Origin of the sequence: Streptomyces monticola (genome assembly GCF_042665355.1) — a bacterium.
Lineage (GTDB): Bacteria > Actinomycetota > Actinomycetes > Streptomycetales > Streptomycetaceae > Streptomyces > Streptomyces monticola.
Genome location: NZ_JBHTCF010000012.1, coordinates 205,327 through 225,026, shown reverse-complemented (window position 1 = coordinate 225,026; position 19,700 = coordinate 205,327). Strand labels below are relative to the sequence as shown.

Annotated in this window: 19 protein-coding genes and 5 tRNA genes; 16 read left to right on the top strand and 8 right to left on the bottom strand. The window is 72.0% G+C overall.

Annotated features, from left to right (window positions below; genetic code table 11):
* Positions 1-29: 29 nt before the first annotated feature.
* On the top strand, positions 30-656 hold the full coding sequence (locus ACFQVC_RS26475; protein ID WP_381835103.1) for a sigma-70 family RNA polymerase sigma factor: 627 nt from the start codon (positions 30-32) through the stop codon (positions 654-656).
* A gap of 17 nt (positions 657-673) precedes the next feature.
* Positions 674-1,177, top strand: coding sequence for a GNAT family N-acetyltransferase (locus ACFQVC_RS26470; RefSeq protein WP_381835101.1), 504 nt, complete (start codon positions 674-676; stop codon positions 1,175-1,177).
* Here ACFQVC_RS26470 and ACFQVC_RS26465 read toward each other — a convergent pair.
* Both ACFQVC_RS26465 and ACFQVC_RS26460 read right to left on the bottom strand, forming a co-directional pair.
* The gene (locus ACFQVC_RS26465; protein ID WP_381835210.1) at positions 1,159-1,548 is read right to left on the bottom strand and encodes a hypothetical protein; all 390 of its coding nucleotides are present in this window, start codon (positions 1,546-1,548) and stop codon (positions 1,159-1,161) included. The genes ACFQVC_RS26470 and ACFQVC_RS26465 overlap by 19 nt on opposite strands.
* Positions 1,549-1,690: 142 nt before the next feature.
* Positions 1,691-2,050 carry a hypothetical protein gene (locus ACFQVC_RS26460; protein WP_381835099.1) on the bottom strand — a complete coding sequence of 120 codons (360 nt, stop codon included), beginning with the start codon at positions 2,048-2,050 and terminating at the stop codon, positions 1,691-1,693.
* 90 nt (positions 2,051-2,140) lie between these two features.
* Here ACFQVC_RS26460 and ACFQVC_RS26455 point away from each other — a divergent pair, with 90 nt between their 5' ends.
* From ACFQVC_RS26455 to ACFQVC_RS26410, 10 genes are all read left to right on the top strand, one after another.
* Positions 2,141-2,788: an HAD family hydrolase gene (locus ACFQVC_RS26455; RefSeq protein ID WP_381835097.1), complete on the top strand. Its 648-nt coding sequence runs from the start codon at positions 2,141-2,143 to the stop codon at positions 2,786-2,788.
* A gap of 407 nt (positions 2,789-3,195) precedes the next feature.
* Entirely contained in the window at positions 3,196-4,248 is a 1,053-nt protein-coding gene (locus ACFQVC_RS26450) for a methionine ABC transporter ATP-binding protein (protein ID WP_381835095.1), read from the top strand.
* The gene (locus ACFQVC_RS26445; RefSeq protein WP_381835093.1) at positions 4,245-4,979 is read left to right on the top strand and encodes a methionine ABC transporter permease; all 735 of its coding nucleotides are present in this window, start codon (positions 4,245-4,247) and stop codon (positions 4,977-4,979) included. The genes ACFQVC_RS26450 and ACFQVC_RS26445 overlap by 4 nt, the downstream gene beginning before the upstream one ends.
* A 101-nt stretch (positions 4,980-5,080) precedes the next feature.
* Positions 5,081-5,908: a MetQ/NlpA family ABC transporter substrate-binding protein gene (locus tag ACFQVC_RS26440; RefSeq protein ID WP_381835091.1), complete on the top strand. Its 828-nt coding sequence runs from the start codon at positions 5,081-5,083 to the stop codon at positions 5,906-5,908.
* A 34-nt stretch (positions 5,909-5,942) separates the two neighbouring features.
* Positions 5,943-6,764, top strand: a complete 822-nt coding sequence (locus ACFQVC_RS26435; protein WP_381835089.1) for a MetQ/NlpA family ABC transporter substrate-binding protein — start codon at positions 5,943-5,945, stop codon at positions 6,762-6,764.
* Between the two features lie 136 nt (positions 6,765-6,900).
* The gene (locus tag ACFQVC_RS26430) at positions 6,901-7,548 is read left to right on the top strand and encodes a GNAT family N-acetyltransferase (RefSeq protein ID WP_381835087.1); all 648 of its coding nucleotides are present in this window, start codon (positions 6,901-6,903) and stop codon (positions 7,546-7,548) included.
* Between the two features lie 180 nt (positions 7,549-7,728).
* Positions 7,729-8,946, top strand: coding sequence for a precorrin-6y C5,15-methyltransferase (decarboxylating) subunit CbiE (cbiE, locus tag ACFQVC_RS26425; RefSeq protein WP_381835085.1), 1,218 nt, complete (start codon positions 7,729-7,731; stop codon positions 8,944-8,946).
* Positions 8,947-9,334: 388 nt separating this feature from the next.
* Entirely contained in the window at positions 9,335-13,024 is a 3,690-nt protein-coding gene (gene cobT / locus ACFQVC_RS26420; RefSeq protein WP_381835083.1) for a nicotinate-nucleotide--dimethylbenzimidazole phosphoribosyltransferase, read from the top strand.
* 191 nt (positions 13,025-13,215) lie between these two features.
* On the top strand, positions 13,216-14,445 hold the full coding sequence (gene cobA / locus ACFQVC_RS26415) for a uroporphyrinogen-III C-methyltransferase (protein WP_381835081.1): 1,230 nt from the start codon (positions 13,216-13,218) through the stop codon (positions 14,443-14,445).
* 64 nt (positions 14,446-14,509) lie between these two features.
* Positions 14,510-15,328, top strand: a complete 819-nt coding sequence (locus tag ACFQVC_RS26410; protein WP_381835079.1) for a TrmH family RNA methyltransferase — start codon at positions 14,510-14,512, stop codon at positions 15,326-15,328.
* 62 nt (positions 15,329-15,390) lie between these two features.
* On the opposite strand, the gene ACFQVC_RS26405 is transcribed toward ACFQVC_RS26410, so the two are convergent.
* Entirely contained in the window at positions 15,391-16,737 is a 1,347-nt protein-coding gene (locus ACFQVC_RS26405) for a serine/threonine-protein kinase (protein WP_381835077.1), read from the bottom strand.
* A gap of 210 nt (positions 16,738-16,947) precedes the next feature.
* On the opposite strand from ACFQVC_RS26405, the gene ACFQVC_RS26400 reads away from it, so the two are divergent.
* The 4 genes from ACFQVC_RS26400 (at position 16,948) to ACFQVC_RS26385 (ending at position 19,138) form a co-directional block, all read left to right on the top strand.
* Positions 16,948-17,217, top strand: coding sequence for a hypothetical protein (locus ACFQVC_RS26400; RefSeq protein ID WP_381835075.1), 270 nt, complete (start codon positions 16,948-16,950; stop codon positions 17,215-17,217).
* 187 nt (positions 17,218-17,404) lie between these two features.
* Positions 17,405-17,608, top strand: a complete 204-nt coding sequence (locus ACFQVC_RS26395) for a hypothetical protein (protein WP_381835073.1) — start codon at positions 17,405-17,407, stop codon at positions 17,606-17,608.
* 200 nt (positions 17,609-17,808) lie between these two features.
* Positions 17,809-18,753 (top strand): phosphotransferase family protein, encoded by a 945-nt coding sequence (locus tag ACFQVC_RS26390; RefSeq protein WP_381835071.1) that lies wholly within the window; start codon positions 17,809-17,811, stop codon positions 18,751-18,753.
* 70 nt (positions 18,754-18,823) lie between these two features.
* Positions 18,824-19,138 (top strand): TFIIB-type zinc ribbon-containing protein, encoded by a 315-nt coding sequence (locus ACFQVC_RS26385; protein ID WP_381835069.1) that lies wholly within the window; start codon positions 18,824-18,826, stop codon positions 19,136-19,138.
* 58 nt (positions 19,139-19,196) lie between these two features.
* On the opposite strand, the gene ACFQVC_RS26380 is transcribed toward ACFQVC_RS26385, so the two are convergent.
* The 5 genes from ACFQVC_RS26380 to ACFQVC_RS26360 all read right to left on the bottom strand — a co-directional run bounded on the left by ACFQVC_RS26380 (position 19,197) and on the right by ACFQVC_RS26360 (position 19,667).
* Positions 19,197-19,268, bottom strand: a tRNA-Val gene (locus ACFQVC_RS26380).
* Between the two features lie 42 nt (positions 19,269-19,310).
* Positions 19,311-19,382 (bottom strand) — tRNA-Val (locus tag ACFQVC_RS26375).
* A 29-nt stretch (positions 19,383-19,411) separates the two neighbouring features.
* Positions 19,412-19,483 (bottom strand) — tRNA-Val (locus ACFQVC_RS26370).
* Position 19,484: 1 nt separating this feature from the next.
* Positions 19,485-19,558 (bottom strand) — tRNA-Cys (locus ACFQVC_RS26365).
* Between the two features lie 36 nt (positions 19,559-19,594).
* A tRNA-Gly gene (locus tag ACFQVC_RS26360) sits at positions 19,595-19,667 on the bottom strand.
* Positions 19,668-19,700 lie beyond the last annotated feature (33 nt).

The window sequence follows — 19,700 nt, the reverse complement described above, 5'->3', positions numbered from 1 at the left end:
CGCGCCGGGGCGGCCGCGTCTCCGCCGACATGACGCCTCCCTCATCTCCCTCACCTCCCTCGCCCTCCTCACGTCCCCCGGCTTCGGCCGACCCGTCGGACCCGTCGGCGAACGACCTGGTGGGTGCCCTGCATCCGCTGCTCAGTGCCGAGGCCGCCGCCGAGGCCCTCGCCTCGGGCACCGACCCGGGCGACCTCGAACAGGCCGTGTGGCTGCGCCTGTTGGAGCGTCTCGACACTTCGGGGCCGCCGACCGCCCCGGCCCGCTGGCTGCGCGGCGCGGTCCGTTCCGAGGCGCGCCGGGCCCGTCGTACGCGGCGCCGTGAACGCCCCTACGCGGACGAGCCCGCGGCCAGTTCCGACGGCTGCCCCGAAGGTCTCGCGCTGCAGGCCGAGCGGCGTCGCGCGGTGCGCGCCGCAGTTCGCAGACTGCCCGGACGCTGCCCCCGCCTCATGACCGCCCTTCTTTCACCCAAGGACCTCACCTACCGGGAAATCGCAGGGGAGTTGGGTATCTCACAGGGAAGTTTGGGGCCGGAGCGTTCCCGTTGCCTGGGATGCCTGCGCAGAATGCTCGCGGCGGAGGTTGCGGCACCTGCTGTGTCTTTTCCCGCGAGGCGGGGAAAGGTGCGGGAAAGGCAACCGGCGGACAGGTGAGCGGGAGGCATGCGCACATGGGCATGAGCGTGACCATCTCTGCGGCGAACGAGCGGGACGCCGAACAGATCCTGAAACTCCAGTACCTCTGCTATCAGAGCGAGGCGGAGCTCTACGGCGATTACTCCATCGAGCCTCTGACCCAGACGCTCGACTCCCTCAAGGCCGAACTCGCCGACGGCTGCGTGCTGGTGGCCCATCTCGGCGACGAGGTGGTGGCCTCGGTGCGCGGCTGTATGGACGCCGACGGCACAGCGCGGATCAACAAGCTCATCGTCCATCCGCGGATGCAGCACCACGGTCTCGGCGGACGGCTCCTGACCGCGGTGGAGGAGCGCCTCGCGGCCGCGGGCGCGGTCAAGCACTACCAGCTCAGCACCGGCCACCGCAGTGAGAGCAATCTGCAGCTGTACCGCAGGCACGGCTATGTGCCGGTCTCTTCCGACGCGGTGAACCCGAAGCTCACCCTGGTGACCCTCGCCAAGGACGCCGCGCCGTCCGCCTACGTGGCCAGCGCCTGAGAGCGTGACCGGCGCAGCCAGAACAGCGCGGTCACCGGCAGCAGCACCGGGATGAACAGATAGCCCATCCCGAAGTCCGACCAGACCGTGGCGTCGGGGAAGGCCGAGGGCTCGACGAGCGTCCACGCCCCGACGACCAGGACGCCCACCAGCTCGGCGGCGCAGCACGCGATCGCCGCCTTGCGGGCCGTCTCACCGCCGCGGACCAGGGTGTACGTGATGAACGCGTACACCAGGGCCGCGACCAGTGACAGCGAGTACGCGAGCGGCGCCCGGCCGAACTCCGTGGAGATCTGATACGCGGAGCGCGACAGGGCGCCGACCACCATCACGCCGTACAGCCACACCAGGAGCAGGCCGGGCCCGCTCATCAGACGGCTGCGCTTCCCGGTGTCCGACGTCCGGGTGTCCGACGTCCCAGTGCCCGGCTGCGCCGTGCCCTGCTTCCCGGTGTCCGGCTGCGCCGTGCCCTGCTTCCCGGTGTCCCGGGCCTCGTCCCGCGGCTCGGCCATCTCAGCCTCCCCAGATGTCGTAGAGCCGTACCTGCAGAACCGCGAGCACCACCCCGGCCGCCGCCACCGTCACCGAACCCCAGCGGGTGCGCTCGGCCAGGGAGAGGAAGCCGGCGGCCGGTACACAGGCGGCCGAGCCCACCAGATACGCCACGAAGAGCGTCGTGCCCTGCTCCGGTTCCTCGCCGCGCGCCAACTGCACGATGCCCACGACCAGTTGGACGAGGGTGAGGACGGTCACCACGGCCATGCCGATGAAGTGCCAGTCCTTGGTCGGCTGGTCGCGGTAGGCGGCGAAGCCGCACCACGCGGCGAGCACGAGCGCGGCCACCGCGGTCGCGATCGTCAGAGCTGCAAGCATGCCGAGACCCTATTACGGGACGAAAGTCCTCCCGCGTCCGGCCCGGGGTCCCCATGCGTGCGGTCCACCGGCCCCCTTACGCTCGACAGCATGAAGATCCAGGCCGAGGCCCTCCTGTTCGACAACGACGGAACGCTGATCTCCTCCATGGAGTCGGTCTTCCGCTGCTGGCGCCGCTGGGCCGAGGAGTACGGCATCGCCGCGGAGGACTTCGAGCGGGTCGAGCTGCACGGCCGCCCCGCCGTCGAGATCATCGCCGAGCTGCTGCCCGCGGAGCAGATCCCCGGGGCGCTCAAGCGCATCGAGCAGCTGGAGGTCGAGGACGTACCCGGCGGCGTCGTCGTCCTGGCCGGCACCAAGGAGCTGCTCACCTCGCTGCCCATGGACCGCTGGGCCGTCGTCACCTCCGCCACCCGCCCGCTGGCCGAGGCCCGCCTTCACGAGGTCGGCATCGACTTCCCCGTGATGATCGCGGCCGATGACATCACGCGCGGCAAGCCGCACCCCGAGCCGTTCCTGCTGGCCGCCGAGAAGCTGGGCGTCGACCCGGCGCGCTGCGTGGTCTTCGAGGACGCGCCCGCCGGCCTCGAGTCCGGCCGCGCGGCCGGCATGAAGACCGTGGCGTTGGCCACAACCCACGACCCCGCCGAGCTGGTCGCGGACCTCGTCGTACGCGATCTCTCCGCCGTATCCGCGCAGGCCATCGAGGGTGGCGTGGAGATCACTACCGAGGACTGAGCCCGTCCCGAGGGTGTCCGCTCCTCGGCCCTGCGCTGTCCGCTATACGGACATCCGTGATCGGCTCGTCAGCCTGTCTGCTTTACTTGGGTCCATGACCACGACGAGCTGCCGCACCCCTGCGACCGAGGCGAACATGACGCCCGGTGCTCGTTGTATGTGTCGAATGTGCGCCTTCTGAGGGCCCCCGCACCACGCCTCGCGCCCCCGAAGCGAGACTGCTGAGCCGTGTCCGCACGCGTACCGCCGCCGGATACGAGCCCGCCCCGCGCACACCCAGTTCTTCGCGGCCTCCCGGTGACCGAAACGGCCCGGGACCACGGGAACCGTGCCCGGCTTCCGAAGATGAATGCCCCGTGCCCGGCGAGCACACCCCGCCGCGCACTCGACAGTGACGGAAACCCCCAGTGATCACCACTTCCGGCCTGACCAAGGTCTACCGCTCACGCGGTCGTGAAGTAACCGCACTCGACGGCGTCGACCTGCATGTCCGCGAGGGCGAGGTGTACGGCGTCATCGGCCAGTCCGGCGCCGGCAAGTCCTCGCTGATCCGCTGCGTCAACCTCCTGGAGCGCCCCACATCCGGCACCGTGACGGTCGACGGCCTCGACCTCACGGCCCTCGCGGGCCGCGGCCCGCGCGCCGGCCGGGAGCTGCGCCAGGCCCGCAGCCGGATCGGCATGGTCTTCCAGCACTTCAACCTGCTGTCCTCGCGCACCGTGCAGGACAACGTCGAGCTGCCGCTCGAGATCCTCGGCGTCTCCGGGCGCGAGCGCTCCCGCAAGGCGCTCGAACTGCTCGACCTGGTCGGCCTCTCCGACAAGGCGAAGAACTTCCCGAGCCAGCTCTCCGGCGGCCAGAAGCAGCGCGTCGGCATCGCCCGCGCCCTCGCCGGCGACCCCAAGGTGCTGCTCTCCGACGAGGCCACCAGCGCCCTCGACCCGGAGACCACCCGCTCGATCCTGCAGCTCCTGCGCGACCTCAACGAACAGCTCGGTCTGACCGTCCTGCTCATCACGCACGAGATGGACGTCGTCAAGACGGTCTGCGACTCGGCCGCCCTGATGGAGAAGGGCCAGATCATCGAGTCCGGCACCGTCAGCGAGCTGCTCGCCACCCCCGGTTCCGAGCTGGCCGCCGCACTCTTCCCCGTCAGCGGTGACGCCTCGGGCGACGACCGCACCGTCGTGGACGTCACCTTCCACGGCGAGGCCGCCACCCAGCCGGTCATCTCGCAGCTGTCGCGCACGTACAACATCGACATCTCGATCCTGGGCGCCGCGATGGACACCGTCGCGGGCCGCCAGGTCGGCCGGATGCGGATCGAACTGCCCGGCCGCTTCGAGGAGAACGTCGTGCCGATCGGCTTCCTGCGCGAGCAGGGCCTGCAGGTCGAAGTGGCCGGATGCGAAGACCTCGCCGCCGCGCCGCAGCTCGTCAAGGAAGGTGTCGCCAAATGACCTGGTCGGAGATGCAGCCCCTGCTGGAGCAGGCCTGTTGGGACACCCTCTACATGGTGGGATGGTCCACCCTCATAGCCGTCGTGGGCGGCCTTCCGCTCGGTGTGCTCCTGGTCCTCACGGACAAGGGCGGACTGCTGCAGAACACCGTGGTGAACAAGGTCATCGGGCAGATCGTGAACATCGCCCGCTCGATGCCCTTCATCATCCTGATGGTCGCCCTGATGGGCTTCACCCGTGCCCTCACCGGCACCACCATCGGCGTCGAGGCCGCGATCGTGCCGCTCGCCGTCGGCGCCATCCCGTTCTTCGCGCGCCTGGTCGAGACCGCCGTACGCGAGGTCGACCACGGGCTCGTCGAGGCCGTGCAGGCGATGGGCGGCAACACCTGGACCGTGGTCCGCAAGGTGCTCATCCCCGAGTCGCTGCCGTCCCTGGTCGCCAGCGCCACCACCACGATCGTGGTCCTGATCGGCTACTCCGCGATGGCGGGCACCGTCGGCGCCGGCGGCCTCGGCGACATCGCCGTGCGCTACGGCTACCAGCGCTTCGAGACCGGCATGATGTGGATCACCGTGGCCGTCCTGGCCGTGGTCATCTCCCTCATCCAGCTCGCCGGCGACTTCGCGGCGCGCGCCCTGTCACGGCGTGGCCGCGGCTCCGCCGCCCCGAGCCTGAGGTTCCTCAAGAGCAGCGTCCCGGCCGCCTCGACGACGACCACGACCAACTGAGGCCGACGACCACGGCCGACTGAGGCCACGGCCCAGCCCCGGAACCGCCCCGCAACCGCACCGACGCGGGGTCGCACCACCCATGGAGAAAGGCACTTTTCGTGCGTAACACCACCAAGATCACCACTGCAGTCCTCGCCACCGGCGCCCTCGCCCTCGGGCTCACCGCCTGCGGCGGCTCCGGCTCCGACAAGGCCGACGCCGACGGTCCGCTGATCGTCGCCGCGAGCCCCACCCCGCACGCCAAGATCCTGAACTACGTGAAGGACAACCTGGCGAAGAAGGAGGGCCTGGACCTCCAGGTCAAGGAGTTCACGGACTACGTCCTGCCGAACACCGCCACCGAGCAGGGCGAGGTTCAGGCCAACTACTTCCAGCACAAGCCGTACCTCGACGACTTCAACAAGAAGAACGGCACCGACCTCGTGCCCGTCGTCGATGTGCACCTCGAGCCGCTCGGCGTCTACTCGCAGAAGATCAAGAAGCTCGACGAGCTGAAGAAGGGCGCGACCGTGGCCGTGCCCAACGACACCACCAACGAGGCGCGCGCCCTGCAGCTTCTCGCCGACAACGGCGTCATCAAGCTGAAGGACGGCGCGGGCACCGAGGCGACCCCCAAGGACGTCACGGACAACCCCAAGAACATCCAGTTCAAGGAGGTCGAGGCCGCCCAGGCGCCGCGCTCCCTGGGTGATGTCGACGCCGCGGTGATCAACGGCAACTTCGCCGCCGAGGCCAAGCTCAGCCCCGCCGAGGACGCCCTCGTCCAGGAGAAGGCCAAGGGCAACCCCTACGCCAACCTGCTCGTGGTGAAGAAGGGCGACGAGAACGACCCCCGGGTCAAGAAGCTCGCCAAGCTCCTCAACTCGTCCGAGGTCAAGAAGTACATCGACGACGAGTTCGACGGCGCGATCCTGCCCGCGTTCTGATCGCGCCGGACGCAGGACAGGGGAGGGGCGCAGCATGCGCAAGTCAGCGATACCCGCCGTCGCTGCCGCAGCCGGTCTGGCCATCGGTCTGACCGGCTGCGGGGCCGGATCGGGCTCGGGCGGCGGCGACAAGCTGGTCGTCGGCGCCACCGCGGTCCCGGCCGGCGAGGTTCTCACGTACATCCAGAAGAACCTGGCGAAGAAGAAGGGGCTCGACCTGGAGGTCAGGGAGTTCACGGACTACGTCCTGCCGAACACCTCACTTCAGGAAGGCGCCCTCGACGCCAACCTCTACCAGCACGAGCCGTTCCTCGAGGACTTCAACAAGTCCAAGAAGGCCGACCTGGTGCCGGTGACCGGCGTCTATCTGCCGCCCATGGGTGTGTACGCGAAGCAGAGGAAGGACGTCACGAAGCTCCCGGCAGGCGCCACGGTGGCCGTCCCCAACGACACCACCAACGAAGGCCGGGCCCTTCAACTCCTCGCCTCCAAGGGCGTGATCGAGCTCAAGAAGGACGCGGGCCCGAACGCCTCGCCCGCCGACATCGCGGCCAACCCGAAGAAGCTGGTCTTCAAGGAGCTCGACCCGGCCCAGCTCCCGCGCTCCCTCGACGACGTGGCGGCCGCGGTCATCAACAACAACTACGCGCTGGACGCGGGCCTCAGCCCGAAGAAGGACGCGATCCTCCTCGAGACCGTCAAGAACAACCCGTACGTCAACGTCCTCGCCGTCAAGAAGGGCGACGAGGCCGATCCGCGGGTGAAGAAGCTGGCCGAGCTGCTGACTTCACCCGAGGTCGGGAAGTTCATCGAGGACAAGTACAAGGGCTCCGTCCTGCCGGTCACCGGCACCTGACGCACGCTCACGTACCACGGGGCCCGCATCCGCCAAGGTGCGGGCCCCGTGGTGCAGTTCGGTGGCTGCATGCTGCATGCTGGGCACTTCGGCAGCCAGCAGTGACGGCAGCAACCAGTAGTGACGGAGTGGCGCGATGACTACGGCAAGGACGATGTTCCCGGACATCTCCATCAGCACGGAGCGCCTGGTACTGCGCCCGTTCGAGGACGCGGACATCCCGGCCCTCGTGGAGATGATGAACGACGAGCAGGTCACCGCCTGGACCACCGCACCCCAGCCCTACACCGAGGCCGACTCCCGCGAGTGGGTCACCCGGCTCGCGCCCGCCGAGCGCACCGAGGGCCGCGGCATCGTCTTCGCCGTCACCGAGTTCCTCACCCAGCGCCTGGTCGGCATCGTGCACCTCAAGGACACCGACTGGCGGGTGCGCGCCAGCGAACTCGCCTACGTGGTGGCGCCCTGGGCACGGGGCGAGGGCTATGCCTCCGAGGCCGCGCTCGCCGTCACCCAGTGGCTCTTCCGCGACCAGCGCTTCGAGCGCCTCGAACTGCGCACCGCCGCCGACAACGTGGCCTCCCAGCAGGTCGCCCAGAAGATCGGCTGCATCAGCGAGGGCATCCTGCGCGGCGCCTGTATAGCGCGTACGAGAACCGACGACGGCGGCTGGACCGATGTCCGCACGGATCTCATCGTGTGGAGCCTGCTCCCCGAGGACCTCGAGGGCGTCACGGACCAGCTCGCGGAGGCCTCCGGCTACACGGCCTTCTCCGAGTGGAACTGAAGCCCCGCTCTCCGTGGGACCGAGGCCCCGGCCGGGCCCTTTCTCCCCGCGCCCCGGTCGGTGGGCACCGACCCGACCCTTCGCGGTTCAACCAGGTACGCTCACGATGCCCGCCCACCCTCCGCGACCGGCGGCTTCCCCCACTGACGACCTGCGAGAACCCCCAGGAGACTGACGACGATGGCCGACCGGGTCACGGTGATCGGCTGGGACGGCTCGCCCCTCACGGACGCGGCACGCTCCGCACTTGGTGCCGCGACACTCGTGGCGGGCGCCGCCCACCACCTCGCGCTGCCCGAGGTGCCCCCCGGCGCCGAGCGGATCAGACTCGGCAGTGTCACGCTCGCCGCCCGCCGGATCGCCGCCCATCGCGGCACCGCCGTCGTCCTGGCCGACGGCGACCCCGGCTTCTTCGGTGTCGTACGCACGCTGCGCGCCCCCGAACACGGCCTCGAGGTCGAGGTCGTGCCCGCCGTCTCCTCCGTCGCCCAGGCCTTCGCCCGCGCCGGCATGCCCTGGGACGACGCGCAGATCGTGGTCGCCCACCCGCGCAATCTGCGCCGCGCCGTGAACGTGTGCCGTGCCCACACCAAGGTCGCGGTGCTCACCTCGCCGGGCGCGGGCCCCGCCGAACTGGCCCTGCTCCTGCAGGGTGTGCACCGCACCTTCGTGATCTGCGAGGAGCTCGGCACCGAGCGCGAGCGCGTCACGGTGCTCACCTCCGACAAGGCCGCCGACCACAGCTGGCGCGACCCGAACGTCGTGATCGTCATCGGCGGCCCGGTCGCCCAGGACACCGGCTGGATCGCGGGCCGCGACCCGGGCGCCAGGCCGCGCGGCTGGGCGCTGCCCACCGCGGCGTACGGCGAGGGCATCCTCGGCGAGGGCGAGAACGACCGGCTGCGCGCCGCCCAACTCGCCCGTCTGGGCCCGCGCGTGGGCGACCTGGTCTGGGACATCGGCTGCGGCAGCGGCGCACTCGCCGTGGAGGCCGCCAGGTTCGGCGCCGCCGTCATCGCCGTCGACCGGGACCGCCGCGCCTGCACCCGCACCATCGAGACCGCACGCCGCTTCGGCGTACCGCTGCAGATCCTGCAGGGCACCGCGCCGCACATTCTCGAAGATCTGCCCGAGCCCGATGTCGTACGTGTCGGTGGCGGCGGCCCGGCCGTGATCTCGGCCGTCGCGGACCGCAGGCCCGAGCGGATCGTGACGCATGCCTCCACGCGCGACGAGGCCGAGTTGATCGGCCGCGACCTCACCGAGCACGGCTACACGGTGGAGTGCGCCCTCCTGCAGAGCGTGGAACTCGACACCCGTGCCTGGGCGGAGAAGGAGCGCACGGTCGTGTTCCTGCTGTGCGGGGATCTGGAGGGGCGGCGCGAAGCGGCTCGTTGAGGCCTTGCGGCCGGGCGGCGGCGGGTGCCGATTGTGCCCCGTGACCTTGTGAGTGCCCGGCTCGCGGTAGGCTGGCCGATCGTTGTACCGCTTCGGTCGTTCGTCGTTTCGTACGTCAATGTCCGGTAAGCGCACCCGGTTTGAGGTGTGTGTGGTACGGCGGGGATCGGAGGACGCGCGACGTGGCGCAGTCCACAGCGGGCCGTGTCGGATCCACCCGACACGGTGGTGGCCCGGCCGCGACAATGCCTTTGGCGTGAGAGGCGTCGAGGCATGGGGTCGTTCCGTGCCGCGCGGCGCGCACGCTCGTTCTTGTCCATGGGTGGTAGATGCACCGCCCTGGGCGAGCCGGCCGAAGAAGAGCACGACCGATGGGCGAGGGGTACGCATGACCGACACCGGCCAGGTTCCGGGCGAGGGGCTGCCGGAGAACGCAGGCACGGTGGAGCAGCCGGGCGTTTCCGCCCCCGGCGCGTACACCTTCCTCGACCCCTCCGGAGCCTCCGCTGACGACGACGATCTGCTGCTGATGCCGGGTGCCCAGGGCGCGTGGACCGAGGGCCAGCCGGGACAGGCCGGAATGCAGGGAGCCCAGGGACCGCTCGTGCCCGCACCGGGCCGCCCCTACGCCCCCGCCCCGCAGGAGGCCATGGCCTACCCGCAGCAGCCGTCGCCCGGGTACGAACAGGCCGCAGGCGCCGCCGATTCGACCCCCTACGAGCACACGGCGTACCCGGCCCAGGCCGCCGAGCAGCCGGTGCACGAGCCGGGCCCGCACGAGACGTCAGGGCGTGACAGCGGCTCCGTGGATCTCGGTGCCGTCCGTGTGCCGGGCCCCGCGCCCGCCGCGCACGCGTCTCCTGCGACCCCCGCCGCGGAGCAGCCGGGGCCCGCCCGCCGTCCGCTGCACATGGGCCCTCCGGTGCCCGGCGCGGCCGCCGGCCCGGTCCGCTCGCTCGCCGACCGAGGCCCCGCCGGCACCCCGCCGCACGCGGTGCCCACGCGTCGCTCAGGACCGCCGACCACCGGCCCCGAGTATCTGGACGTGCCGCGCGACGACAGTGCGGGACTGCCCGGACCGCAGCTCGGCGAGATCCCGCCGCAGGGCGCGACGCCGTGGACCCCGCAGCCGCAGCCGCAGTCCCAGCAGCAACCGCTGCTGGTGCAGGAGCAGGCGACTCCGGCCCCGGCCGCCGGAGCTCAGCAGCCCGCTGCAGAAACGGTCGTCCCAGAGGACCCGCAGGCCACTCCGGCCACACCGGTTGCTGAGGCAGCACAGGCCGCACCGGCCGCTGAGGTCGCACAGGCCCCGCAGGCCGCACCGGCCACTCAGGCACAGCAGGCCCCTCAAGCCCACCAGGCCCATCAGGCCCCGCAAGCACCGCAGGCCGCTCAGGTCCCGCAGGCACCTGAGGCCGCACAGACTCCGGAAGGCACTCCCGTCACATCCGCCGCACCCGCCACACCTGTTACGCCCGCCGCACCAGCTTCCGGACCGGCCGCCGAGCCCGTCCAGGAGCCCGTGGCAGCCGAGTCCGCCGTCGCCCCGGAGGCCGCCGAGACGCCGCAGGCGCCCGCCGAGCCGCAGCCCGCCGCCGAGGCCGCGCAGGAGCCGTCCGCCGCGCAGCCCGCCGCGACCGAGGCGGCTCCCGCACCGGCCGCCGAACAGGCAGGTCCCGCCGAGCCCCACGCGACGCCGTCCGCGCAGACCCCGGCCACGCAGCCCGTCGGCCAGTTCGTGCCGGTCGAGGGCCAGATCCCCTCCACCCCGCACCTCGCGCCGACGCCGCCGCAGGCGTTGCGCGTCCCGCAGCACCCGGACGAGCTCGTGGAACACTCCGAGTCCTCCGAGGCCGCGGGGCCCGAGGCCACAACTGCCGCTGCCCAGGCCCCGGTTGCCGAGGCGTCGGCCCCCGCCCCGGCCGCCGAGCCCGGCCAGGACGAGCCCGGGCCCGTGGATCCCGCCCAGGAGAACGCACCCGCCGAGCCGTCCGCAGAGGCAGAGGCAGAAGCAGAGACGGAGGCGGAGACCGTGGTCGCCGGGCCCACGACCGAGGCCGCTCCCGTACCGGAGCAGCCCGCCACGGCAGGCCCCGACGAGGCTTCGGCCGAGGCGCCCCCGGCGGAGGAGCAGCCCGCGCCCGCCGCCGTACCGGGCGACTCCGGTGACGCGACCCCCGTACCGGCCGACGAGCCGTCCGCGACCGTCCCGGCCCCGCGCGCCGGCGACGCCCCGACACCCGTGGCCGAGGAGACGGAGCCCGCAGCCGGAACCGGGACCGAGGTGGCGGCGGCCACGGAGCTCGCGAGCGCACCGGTGGACGCGGACGACGCCGAGCCCGTCGGCAGCCCCGCTCCCGCCTACGACGAGGCCGAGCGCGAGGCCGTCCTGCGCGTGATGCGCGAGCGCCGCGACATCCGCAACGGCTTCCGCAGCGACCCCATCCCGCACGAGGTCCTGCTGCGCGTCCTGGAGGCGGCGCACACGGCGCCTTCCGTCGGACACTCGCAGCCCTGGGACTTCGTGGTCATCCGCTCCGCCGAGACCCGGCAGACGATGCACGAACTGGCCATGCGCCAGCGCGAGGCATACGCCAAGTCCCTGCCCAAGGGCCGTGCCAAGCAGTTCAAGGAACTGAAGATCGAGGCCATCCTCGAGACGCCGGTGAACATCGTGGTCACCGCCGACCCGACCCGCGGCGGCCGCCACACCCTCGGCCGCCACACGCAGCCGCAGATGGCCCCGTACTCCTCCGCACTCGCCGTCGAGAACCTCTGGCTCGCCGCCCGCGCCGAGGGCCTCGGTGTCGGCTGGGTCAGCTTCTTCGACGAGCGCGAGATGGTCAGGACCCTTGACCTGCCCGAGCACCTGGAGGTCGTCGCCTACCTCTGTGTCGGCTACGTCGACGAGTTCCCGGACGAGCCCGAGCTGATGTCGGCCGGCTGGTCCAAGCGCCGCCCGCTGTCCTGGGTCGTGCACGAGGAGACGTACGGCCGTCGCGCCCTGCCCGGTGAGGAGCCGCACGACCTGCTTGCCGAGACCGTCGCCAACATCCGCCCCCTGGACGCCAAGGCGCTCGGCGAGGCCTGGGAGCGGCAGAAGCGGATGACCAAGCCGGCCGGCGCGCTCGGCATGCTGGAGATCATCTCCGCGCAGCTCTCCGGCCTCTCCCGGATGTGCCCGCCGCCGATCCCGGAGCCCGCGGCGGTCGCCATCTTCGCGGGCGACCACGGTGTGCACGCCCAGGGAGTGACCCCCTGGCCGCAGGAGGTCACCGGCCAGATGGTCGCCAACTTCCTCGGCGGCGGCGCGGTCTGCAACGCCTTCGCGAACCAGGTGGGCGCCGAGGTCTGCGTGATCGACGTGGGCGTGGCCGCGGACCTGCCCGCGACGCCCGGACTGCTGCCGCGCAAGGTACGCGCGGGCACCGCCGACATGACGACCGGCCCCGCGCTCACCCGCGAGGAGGTCAAGGAGGCCATCGAGGTCGGCATCGACACCGCCCGCGACCTGGTGGCCGCCGGCAACAAGGCCCTGCTCACCGGCGAGATGGGCATCGCCAACACCACGGCGTCGGCCGCCCTGATCTCCGTGTTCACGGACTGCGACCCGGCGGAGGTGACCGGCCGGGGCACCGGTATCAACGACGAGACCCTGGCCCGTAAGACCGATGTCGTACGTCGTGCCCTGGAGCTGCACAAGCCCGACCCGGCCGACCCGATCGGCGTCCTCGCGGCCATCGGCGGCCTCGAACACGCGGCGATCGTCGGCCTGTTGCTGGGCGGCGCATCGCTGCGCACCCCGGTGATCCTCGACGGCGTCAGCGCCGGGGCCGCCGCCCTGGTGGCCCGCGCCATCGCCCCCGAGGTCCTGGCCGCCTGCATCGCGGGCCACCGCAGCGCCGAGCCCGGCCATGTCGCCGCCCTGAACAAGCTGGGCCTGCGCCCGCTGGTCGACCTGGACCTGCGCCTGGGCGAGGGCACGGGCGCGCTCCTCGCTCTTCCGGTGGTCCAGTCGGCGGCCCGCGCGATGCACGAGGTGGCCACGTTCGACTCGGCAGGAGTCACCGAGAAGTAGCACCACGCGCGCGTGGCGGCCCAAGGCCTCAAGGGGGCGCCACGCGCGTGTGCGTCATCGGCGGCCGCCGCGCCCGAGACCTCCGCACCGGCCCGCCGTATCGTGGACCCGCACCACGACATCCCACGTCACAGCGCCGCTCCATCGCCGCAGCAGCGCACGCCCTCCCGCACGAGGAGCCGCAAAGAGCCATGCCTGCACACCCCGCCTACCCCGTAGGACTCCGCCTCACAGGCCGCCGCGTCGTCGTCCTCGGCGGCGGCCAGGTCGCCCAGCGCCGGCTGCCCGCCCTCATCGCGGCGGGCGCCGACATCGTCCTCGTCTCACCCTCCGCCACCCCCTCGGTCGAGGCCATGGCGGACGGCGGCGAGATCACCTGGCACCGGCGGGCCTACGAGTCCGGGGACCTGGCCGAGGCCTGGTACGCCCTGATCGCCACCAGCGACCACGCCGCCAACGAAGCGGCGTCCGCGGAGGCCGAGGCGCACCGCGTGTGGTGCGTACGTTCCGACGACGCCACCGCAGCCACCGCCTGGACGCCCGCGACCGGCCACTCCGACGGCGTCACGGTCGCGATCCTGGGCGACGCCCCCGACCCGCGCCGCACCGCCGCCATCCGCGACTCGGTGGTCGAGGGCCTGCGCGACGGCACCCTGGTGGCCCCGCACCAGCGCACCCGTACCCCCGGTGTCGCGCTGGTCGGCGGCGGCCCCGGCGACCCGGACCTGATCACGGTGCGCGGCCGCCGGCTGCTCGCCGAGGCCGATGTGGTGATCGCGGACCGGCTCGGCCCGCGCGATCTGCTCGCCGAACTCCCGCCGCATGTCGAGGTGATCGACGCGGCGAAGATCCCGTACGGCCGTTTCATGGCCCAGGAGGCCATCAACAACGCCCTGATCGAGCACGCCAAGGCGGGTAAGTCCGTCGTACGCCTCAAGGGCGGCGATCCCTTCGTCTTCGGCCGCGGCATGGAGGAGGCCCAGGCGCTCGCCGAGGCGGGGATCGCCTGCACCGTCGTCCCCGGTATCTCCAGCTCCATCAGCGTGCCGGGCGCGGCCGGCATCCCCGTCACCCACCGCGGTGTGGCCCATGAGTTCACGGTCGTCAGCGGCCATGTGGCCCCCGACGACGAGCGCTCCCTGGTCGACTGGGCGGCCCTCGCGCGGCTGCGCGGCACCCTCGTGATCCTGATGGGCGTCGACAAGATCGGCAGGATCGCGGAGACCCTCGTCGCGGGCGGCCGTGCCCCCGAGACCCCGGTCGCCCTCGTTCAGGAGGGCACGACGGCCGCCCAGCGCCGTGTCGACGCCACCCTCGCGACGGTCGCCGAGACCGTCACTGCGCAGGACGTCCGCCCGCCCGCGGTGATCGTCGTCGGCGAGGTCGCGGCGGTCGGCGGCCCGCTCACGCCCGTCGAGTAACCACGGGTAACAGATCTTCTTCCGAGCCGTTGGCACCGCACCTTGGACAAGGCAGTATCACCCTGTGGCTGATCTCATCACTGTCGACGACCCCGACGACCCGCGTCTGAGCGACTACACCGGCCTGACCGATGTGGAGCTGCGCCGCAAGCGCGAACCCGCCGAGGGCCTGTTCATCGCCGAGGGCGAGAAGGTGATCAGACGCGCCAAGCACGCCGGGTACGAGATGCGCTCGATGCTGCTCTCGGCCAAGTGGGTCGACGTCATGCGCGATGTCATCGACGAGGTCCCGGCCCCTGTGTACGCGGTCAGCCCCGACCTCGCCGAGCGGGTCACCGGCTATCACGTGCACCGGGGCGCGCTCGCCTCCATGCAGCGGAAGCCGCTCCCCACCGCCGATGAACTCCTCACCACCGCGCGGCGCGTGGTCGTCATGGAGTCGGTCAACGACCACACCAACATCGGCGCGATCTTCCGCAGCGCCGCGGCCCTCGGCATCGACGCGGTCCTCCTCTCCCCGGACTGCGCCGACCCGCTCTACCGACGCTCCGTCAAGGTCTCCATGGGCGCGGTCTTCTCGGTCCCGTACGCCCGTCTCGAACGCTGGCCCAAGAGCCTGGAGACGGTCCGCGAGGCGGGCTTCAACCTGCTCGCCCTCACCCCGGACGAGAAGGCCGCGACCCTCGACGAGATGGCCCCGCACCGTATGGACCGGGTCGCCCTGATGCTCGGCGCAGAGGGAGACGGCCTCTCCACCCAGGCCCTGGTGGCCGCGGACGAATGGGTCCGTATCCCCATGGCCCACGGCGTGGACTCCCTGAACGTGGGCGCCGCCGCGGCCGTCGCCTTCTACGCGGTGACGGCGGGCCGCCCGCAGGCCTGAGCGCGCGACGGCCAGGCCGGGGTTCAGTCCGATTCACTCCGATTCAGTCCGGAGGGACGCCCTCAGCGCTGCGGAGCTCCATCCGGAACGGCGGTGTCCATACCGCCCCCGGCCACTCGTTCTTGCCCGAGCCGCTCCTCGGCCCCGGCCGCGGCCACGACCTGTGCACCCCGCGCGTCCTGCAGCGACAGCCGCTGCCGCAGGCCCTGCGCGGGGCCCTGGCAGCCCTGTGCGGCGGCGATGCCGAGGGCCACGAGCAGGGTGACGACCACGAACACGATCAGCCGCTGCCGCAGCAGCCGCGGATTGGCGGGGCCGCGCCGCCCGGTGCCGGTGGTGCGGGGAGCGGGGCGGCCGCCGTTGCTGCGCGGGCCGGGACGCGAACCGGAACGCGTGGTGTTGCGGGGGGCGGGCGGCCGCTGACCGGCGCGCGAGCCATTGGGCCTGGACGGCGGGGGAGTGGTGGGCGCCCGCCGGGTGCGCTGCACCATGTGCTCGTCGGACCGCTGCTCTGCCGCCCTGGCGGCCGGGGGCCGCTCCGGGTCACGCCGCGGCGCGGGCGGACGGCCGTCGCCGAGCCCGAGGCCCTGCGCCTCACGGGCCGCGATCTCCTTGAGCCGCAGCGACAGTTGGAGGGTGCTCGGCCGCTCCTCGGGGTCCTTCGCCAGGCACGCCCGCACCAGCGGCGCCAACGCGTCCGGCACACCGTGCAGCTGGGCCTCCTCGTGCACGACGCGGTAGAGCATGACCTCGGAACTGCCGTGCCCGAAGGGCGAGTCACCCATCGCGGCGTACGCGAGCGTGGCGCCGAGCGAGAACACATCGGTCGCCGGGGTCACCGCGGCCCCGCGCACCTGCTCGGGCGCGAGGAACCCGGGCGAACCCACGGCGGTGCCCACGTGCGTGAGCGTGGACGCCCCGGTGGCCCAGGCGATACCGAAGTCGATGATCCGCGGGCCCTTGGGCGACAGCAGGATGTTCGACGGCTTGAGGTCGCGGTGCACGACCCCCGCCTCGTGCACGGCGACGAGGCCCTCCGACAGCGCCGAGCCGACCACGGCCACCTCGGCCGCCGTCAGCGGCCCGTCCTCGGCGACCTTGTCGTGCAGCGAGGGGCCCGGGACGTACTGGGTGGCGAACCAGGGCCGCTCGGCCTCGAGATCGGCCGCCACGAGCCGCGCCGTACACCCGCCGCGAATCCTCCGGGCGGCGGACACCTCACGCGCGAACCGCGACCTGAACTCCTGGTCCTCCGCCAGATCCGGCCGGATGACCTTCAGCGCGACCCGCTGCCCACGGCGGTCGGAGCCCAGGTAGACGACCCCCATGCCGCCGGCTCCGAGCCGCCGGTGCAGCCTGAACGAGCCGACGACACGCGGGTCCTCGCGCCGGAGCCGCATCATCGCCATCCCGTTTCCTGTCGCCCTGTTGCCCTGACCGATTGACGAGCCACAGCTTACGTTTCCACGCCCGCGCGCGCTCATAGGCCGCGCCTTCGCGGCCCGGCGGATTGTCAGTGCCGGGTGGGAAACTTGAAGAGTGGTCAGGAGAGTTGGCTGCCGGGCTCGTTGACGTTCCGTCCTGGCCCAACGCTCCGTCGCAGAAGGGGGATTGACGCCATGAAGGGTGACCGAGTCGAGATAGTGGTCGACGCCGGCGACACGACGAGGACGTACGAGGTGGTGGCCAGCAGAGCCGGCCGCCGGGTGGAGACCGCGGTCCGCAGAGGAGTGGTGGAAGTGAGCGAAGTCACCCGCAGCGGCTCCGTGGTGCGCACGGCACGCTTCATGGCCACCCGGGTGCTCGCGCTCGTCGAGCAGCCGGTGCCGCGCGAGGACGCCTCGGAGGCCACCGCGCAGCGTCCCCTCCGGGAAGACCCCAAGTCCTAGGGCCCCGTCTCCACCCAGGGGAGTACGTCCCAGGGGCACGGGTCATCCTGCGGGAGGCCCGCCAATCGGTACGAGGGCATGACGCCCCGGCGCCCGCCCGCCCCTAGATTTGAGGTCAAGCGGCGGGTGCAGCACTCGTCCCCCGAGGTCAAGCACCCGCCGCTGTCAAAACGACAGGAGAGGAACCATGGCGGACACGGCGACGCGGACGGTCATCCGCACGCAGGGACGTAAGGCGTACGCCGCGTTCAGCGGCCAGTCCGGCACGCGTCACCCGCTGGTGGCGACGGCCATGGTGCTTCCCCTGGCGGCGCTGCTCGTAGTCGTCTTCGGCGGCTGGGACGCGGTGGTCGCACAAGCGTCGTCCGTGGGCGTGATGCTGGGGCGCTGAGCGGCGCCCCAGGCCCGGAAGAGCGGTCCGGGCGGGGACATCCGGCCATGAAACCCCGTGGGGACGGGGGTGCGGCGGACGGCAAAAAGAAATGCCCGCGCAGCTGGGGAGCTGCGCGGGCATTTTTGTGCGCACGGCAACCGCCGTAGGCTCACCGCTCACCGCCGCCCGGCATCCGCGTACGACCCCAGGAGGACCCCGTGACCTCACCCGTTGCCCGGGCCCTCACCGTGACCGTCAGAGCGGCGGCGCACGGCCCGCACACCGCGTGTGCCTGCCCGCCCGCAGTCCTTGCCGACCGCCGCGACGGCACCGTCGTGCGGCACGGCGACACCGTCGCCAAAGCGCACGCCTCCGACACCGACCGGGGCGGGCTCGCCGTCCGCCTCGCGGTCGCCGCCCACCCCGGCCTGGCCGGCGTCCTGCTGCCCCCGCTCGACCTGCCGGCCGCCGAACTCGACGGCCGCCCCGTCACGTTCTGGCCGCACGGCACCCCCGTCGACCCCGAACACCCGGAAGCGGCGCCCTGGGAGGCCGCCGCCGTTCTGCTCGCCCGTCTGCACGCCACCCCCCTGGACGCGCTGCCCGGCCCCCTGCCCGCGATGCGCGGCCCGCACAAGGCCGCCCTCGCCCTGTCCCGGATGCGCGGCGCCCGGCCGCCGCTGACCGTCGCAGACCCCGTCGAGCGGGCCTGGGCGGCCCTGCCGGCCTGGGCCCGCGCCGAGGCACCCATGCCGGGCGGGCCCGCCCTGTGCCACGGCGACCTGCACCTGGGGCAGGTGGTCCGCCACCCGGCCGACGGCGACTGGTTCCTGATCGACATCGACGACCTGGGCCTCGGCGACCCGGCCTGGGACCTGGCCCGCCCCGCCGCCTGGTACGCCGCGGGGCTCCTCGGTCGCGAGGAGTGGCTGCGCTTCATCGGCGCCTACCAGTCGGCACAGGGCCCGGCCGTCCCCGCGGACGACCCTTGGCCTGCGCTCGACATCCCGGCCCGCGCCCTCACCGTCCAGAGCGCGGCCCTCGCCGTCGCCAAGTCGACCGCGGAGCAGCGCCCCCTCGACGAGGCCGAGCTGGTCGTGCTCGACGCCTGTGACCGTATTGCCGCACTCCCGGCGGAGTTGCCCGCCGAGCGGCCCAAGTAGGGTGCGACGCACCGGAGCCGGGCACAGATCCCGGTGAAGCAGTCACGACCGGCGAGGAGTTGAGCCGACGATGCAGTGTCCGAAGTGCCGAGCACCGATGCAGACGTACAACCGCAACGGCGTCCAGATCGAGCAGTGCGGCGGCTGCCGCGGGATATTCCTGGACTACGGCGAGCTGGAGGCACTGACCCGCCTCGAAGCGCAGTGGTCGCAGCAGGCCGCGCCGCCGCCCGCTCCGCCCGCCGCCCCGCAGGCCTACCCCGCCGCCCAGCCTCCGGCCTGGGGCGCCCCGCAGCACGGCGGCCACCACGGTCAGCACGGCCAGTACGGTCACCACGGCCACCACCGGAACAAGAGCTTCGGCCGGATGCTGTTCTCCTCCTGAACCGCACCGAGAACCGAAAGAACCCCCGGCCGGGAAGGCCGGGGGTTCTGACTGTGCGTGGACGATACTGGGATTGAACCAGTGACCTCTTCCGTGTCAGGGAAGCGCTCTCCCGCTGAGCTAATCGTCCTCGGGACCATGATCGTCAGCACTGCTGATCATGGGCACTGCGTGCGCGATACTGGGATTGAACCAGTGACCTCTTCCGTGTCAGGGAAGCGCTCTCCCGCTGAGCTAATCGCGCGGGGTTTCAGATCTTCGAAGAAGACCCAGTGGACGATACTGGGATTGAACCAGTGACCTCTTCCGTGTCAGGGAAGCGCTCTCCCGCTGAGCTAATCGTCCTTGGAGGTGGAGACGGGATTTGAACCCGTGTAGACGGCTTTGCAGGCCGTTGCCTCGCCTCTCGGCCACTCCACCAGGAGCGTAGGGGTTCGGGAAGATCCCCCACTTCCGAGCGGACGACCAGGTTCGAACTGGCGACCTCAACCTTGGCAAGGTTGCGCTCTACCAACTGAGCTACGTCCGCTTGTGCATCCGGGGCGCTTGGCGCGTCCCGGCG

Excerpts from the sequence above, each read along its gene's own strand:
- ACFQVC_RS26475 (WP_381835103.1), top strand. The coding sequence starts at position 30 with ATGACGCCTCCCTCATCTCCCTCACCTCCCTCGCCCTCCTCACGTCCC.
- ACFQVC_RS26470 (WP_381835101.1), top strand. The coding sequence starts at position 674 with ATGGGCATGAGCGTGACCATCTCTGCGGCGAACGAGCGGGACGCCGAA.
- ACFQVC_RS26465 (WP_381835210.1), bottom strand. The coding sequence starts at position 1,548 with ATGAGCGGGCCCGGCCTGCTCCTGGTGTGGCTGTACGGCGTGATGGTG.
- ACFQVC_RS26460 (WP_381835099.1), bottom strand. The coding sequence starts at position 2,050 with ATGCTTGCAGCTCTGACGATCGCGACCGCGGTGGCCGCGCTCGTGCTC.
- ACFQVC_RS26455 (WP_381835097.1), top strand. The coding sequence starts at position 2,141 with ATGAAGATCCAGGCCGAGGCCCTCCTGTTCGACAACGACGGAACGCTG.
- ACFQVC_RS26445 (WP_381835093.1), top strand. The coding sequence starts at position 4,245 with ATGACCTGGTCGGAGATGCAGCCCCTGCTGGAGCAGGCCTGTTGGGAC.
- ACFQVC_RS26435 (WP_381835089.1), top strand. The coding sequence starts at position 5,943 with ATGCGCAAGTCAGCGATACCCGCCGTCGCTGCCGCAGCCGGTCTGGCC.
- ACFQVC_RS26430 (WP_381835087.1), top strand. The coding sequence starts at position 6,901 with ATGACTACGGCAAGGACGATGTTCCCGGACATCTCCATCAGCACGGAG.
- cbiE (WP_381835085.1), top strand. The coding sequence starts at position 7,729 with ATGGCCGACCGGGTCACGGTGATCGGCTGGGACGGCTCGCCCCTCACG.
- cobT (WP_381835083.1), top strand. The coding sequence starts at position 9,335 with ATGACCGACACCGGCCAGGTTCCGGGCGAGGGGCTGCCGGAGAACGCA.
- cobA (WP_381835081.1), top strand. The coding sequence starts at position 13,216 with ATGCCTGCACACCCCGCCTACCCCGTAGGACTCCGCCTCACAGGCCGC.
- ACFQVC_RS26405 (WP_381835077.1), bottom strand. The coding sequence starts at position 16,737 with ATGGCGATGATGCGGCTCCGGCGCGAGGACCCGCGTGTCGTCGGCTCG.
- ACFQVC_RS26400 (WP_381835075.1), top strand. The coding sequence starts at position 16,948 with ATGAAGGGTGACCGAGTCGAGATAGTGGTCGACGCCGGCGACACGACG.
- ACFQVC_RS26395 (WP_381835073.1), top strand. The coding sequence starts at position 17,405 with ATGGCGGACACGGCGACGCGGACGGTCATCCGCACGCAGGGACGTAAG.
- ACFQVC_RS26385 (WP_381835069.1), top strand. The coding sequence starts at position 18,824 with ATGCAGTGTCCGAAGTGCCGAGCACCGATGCAGACGTACAACCGCAAC.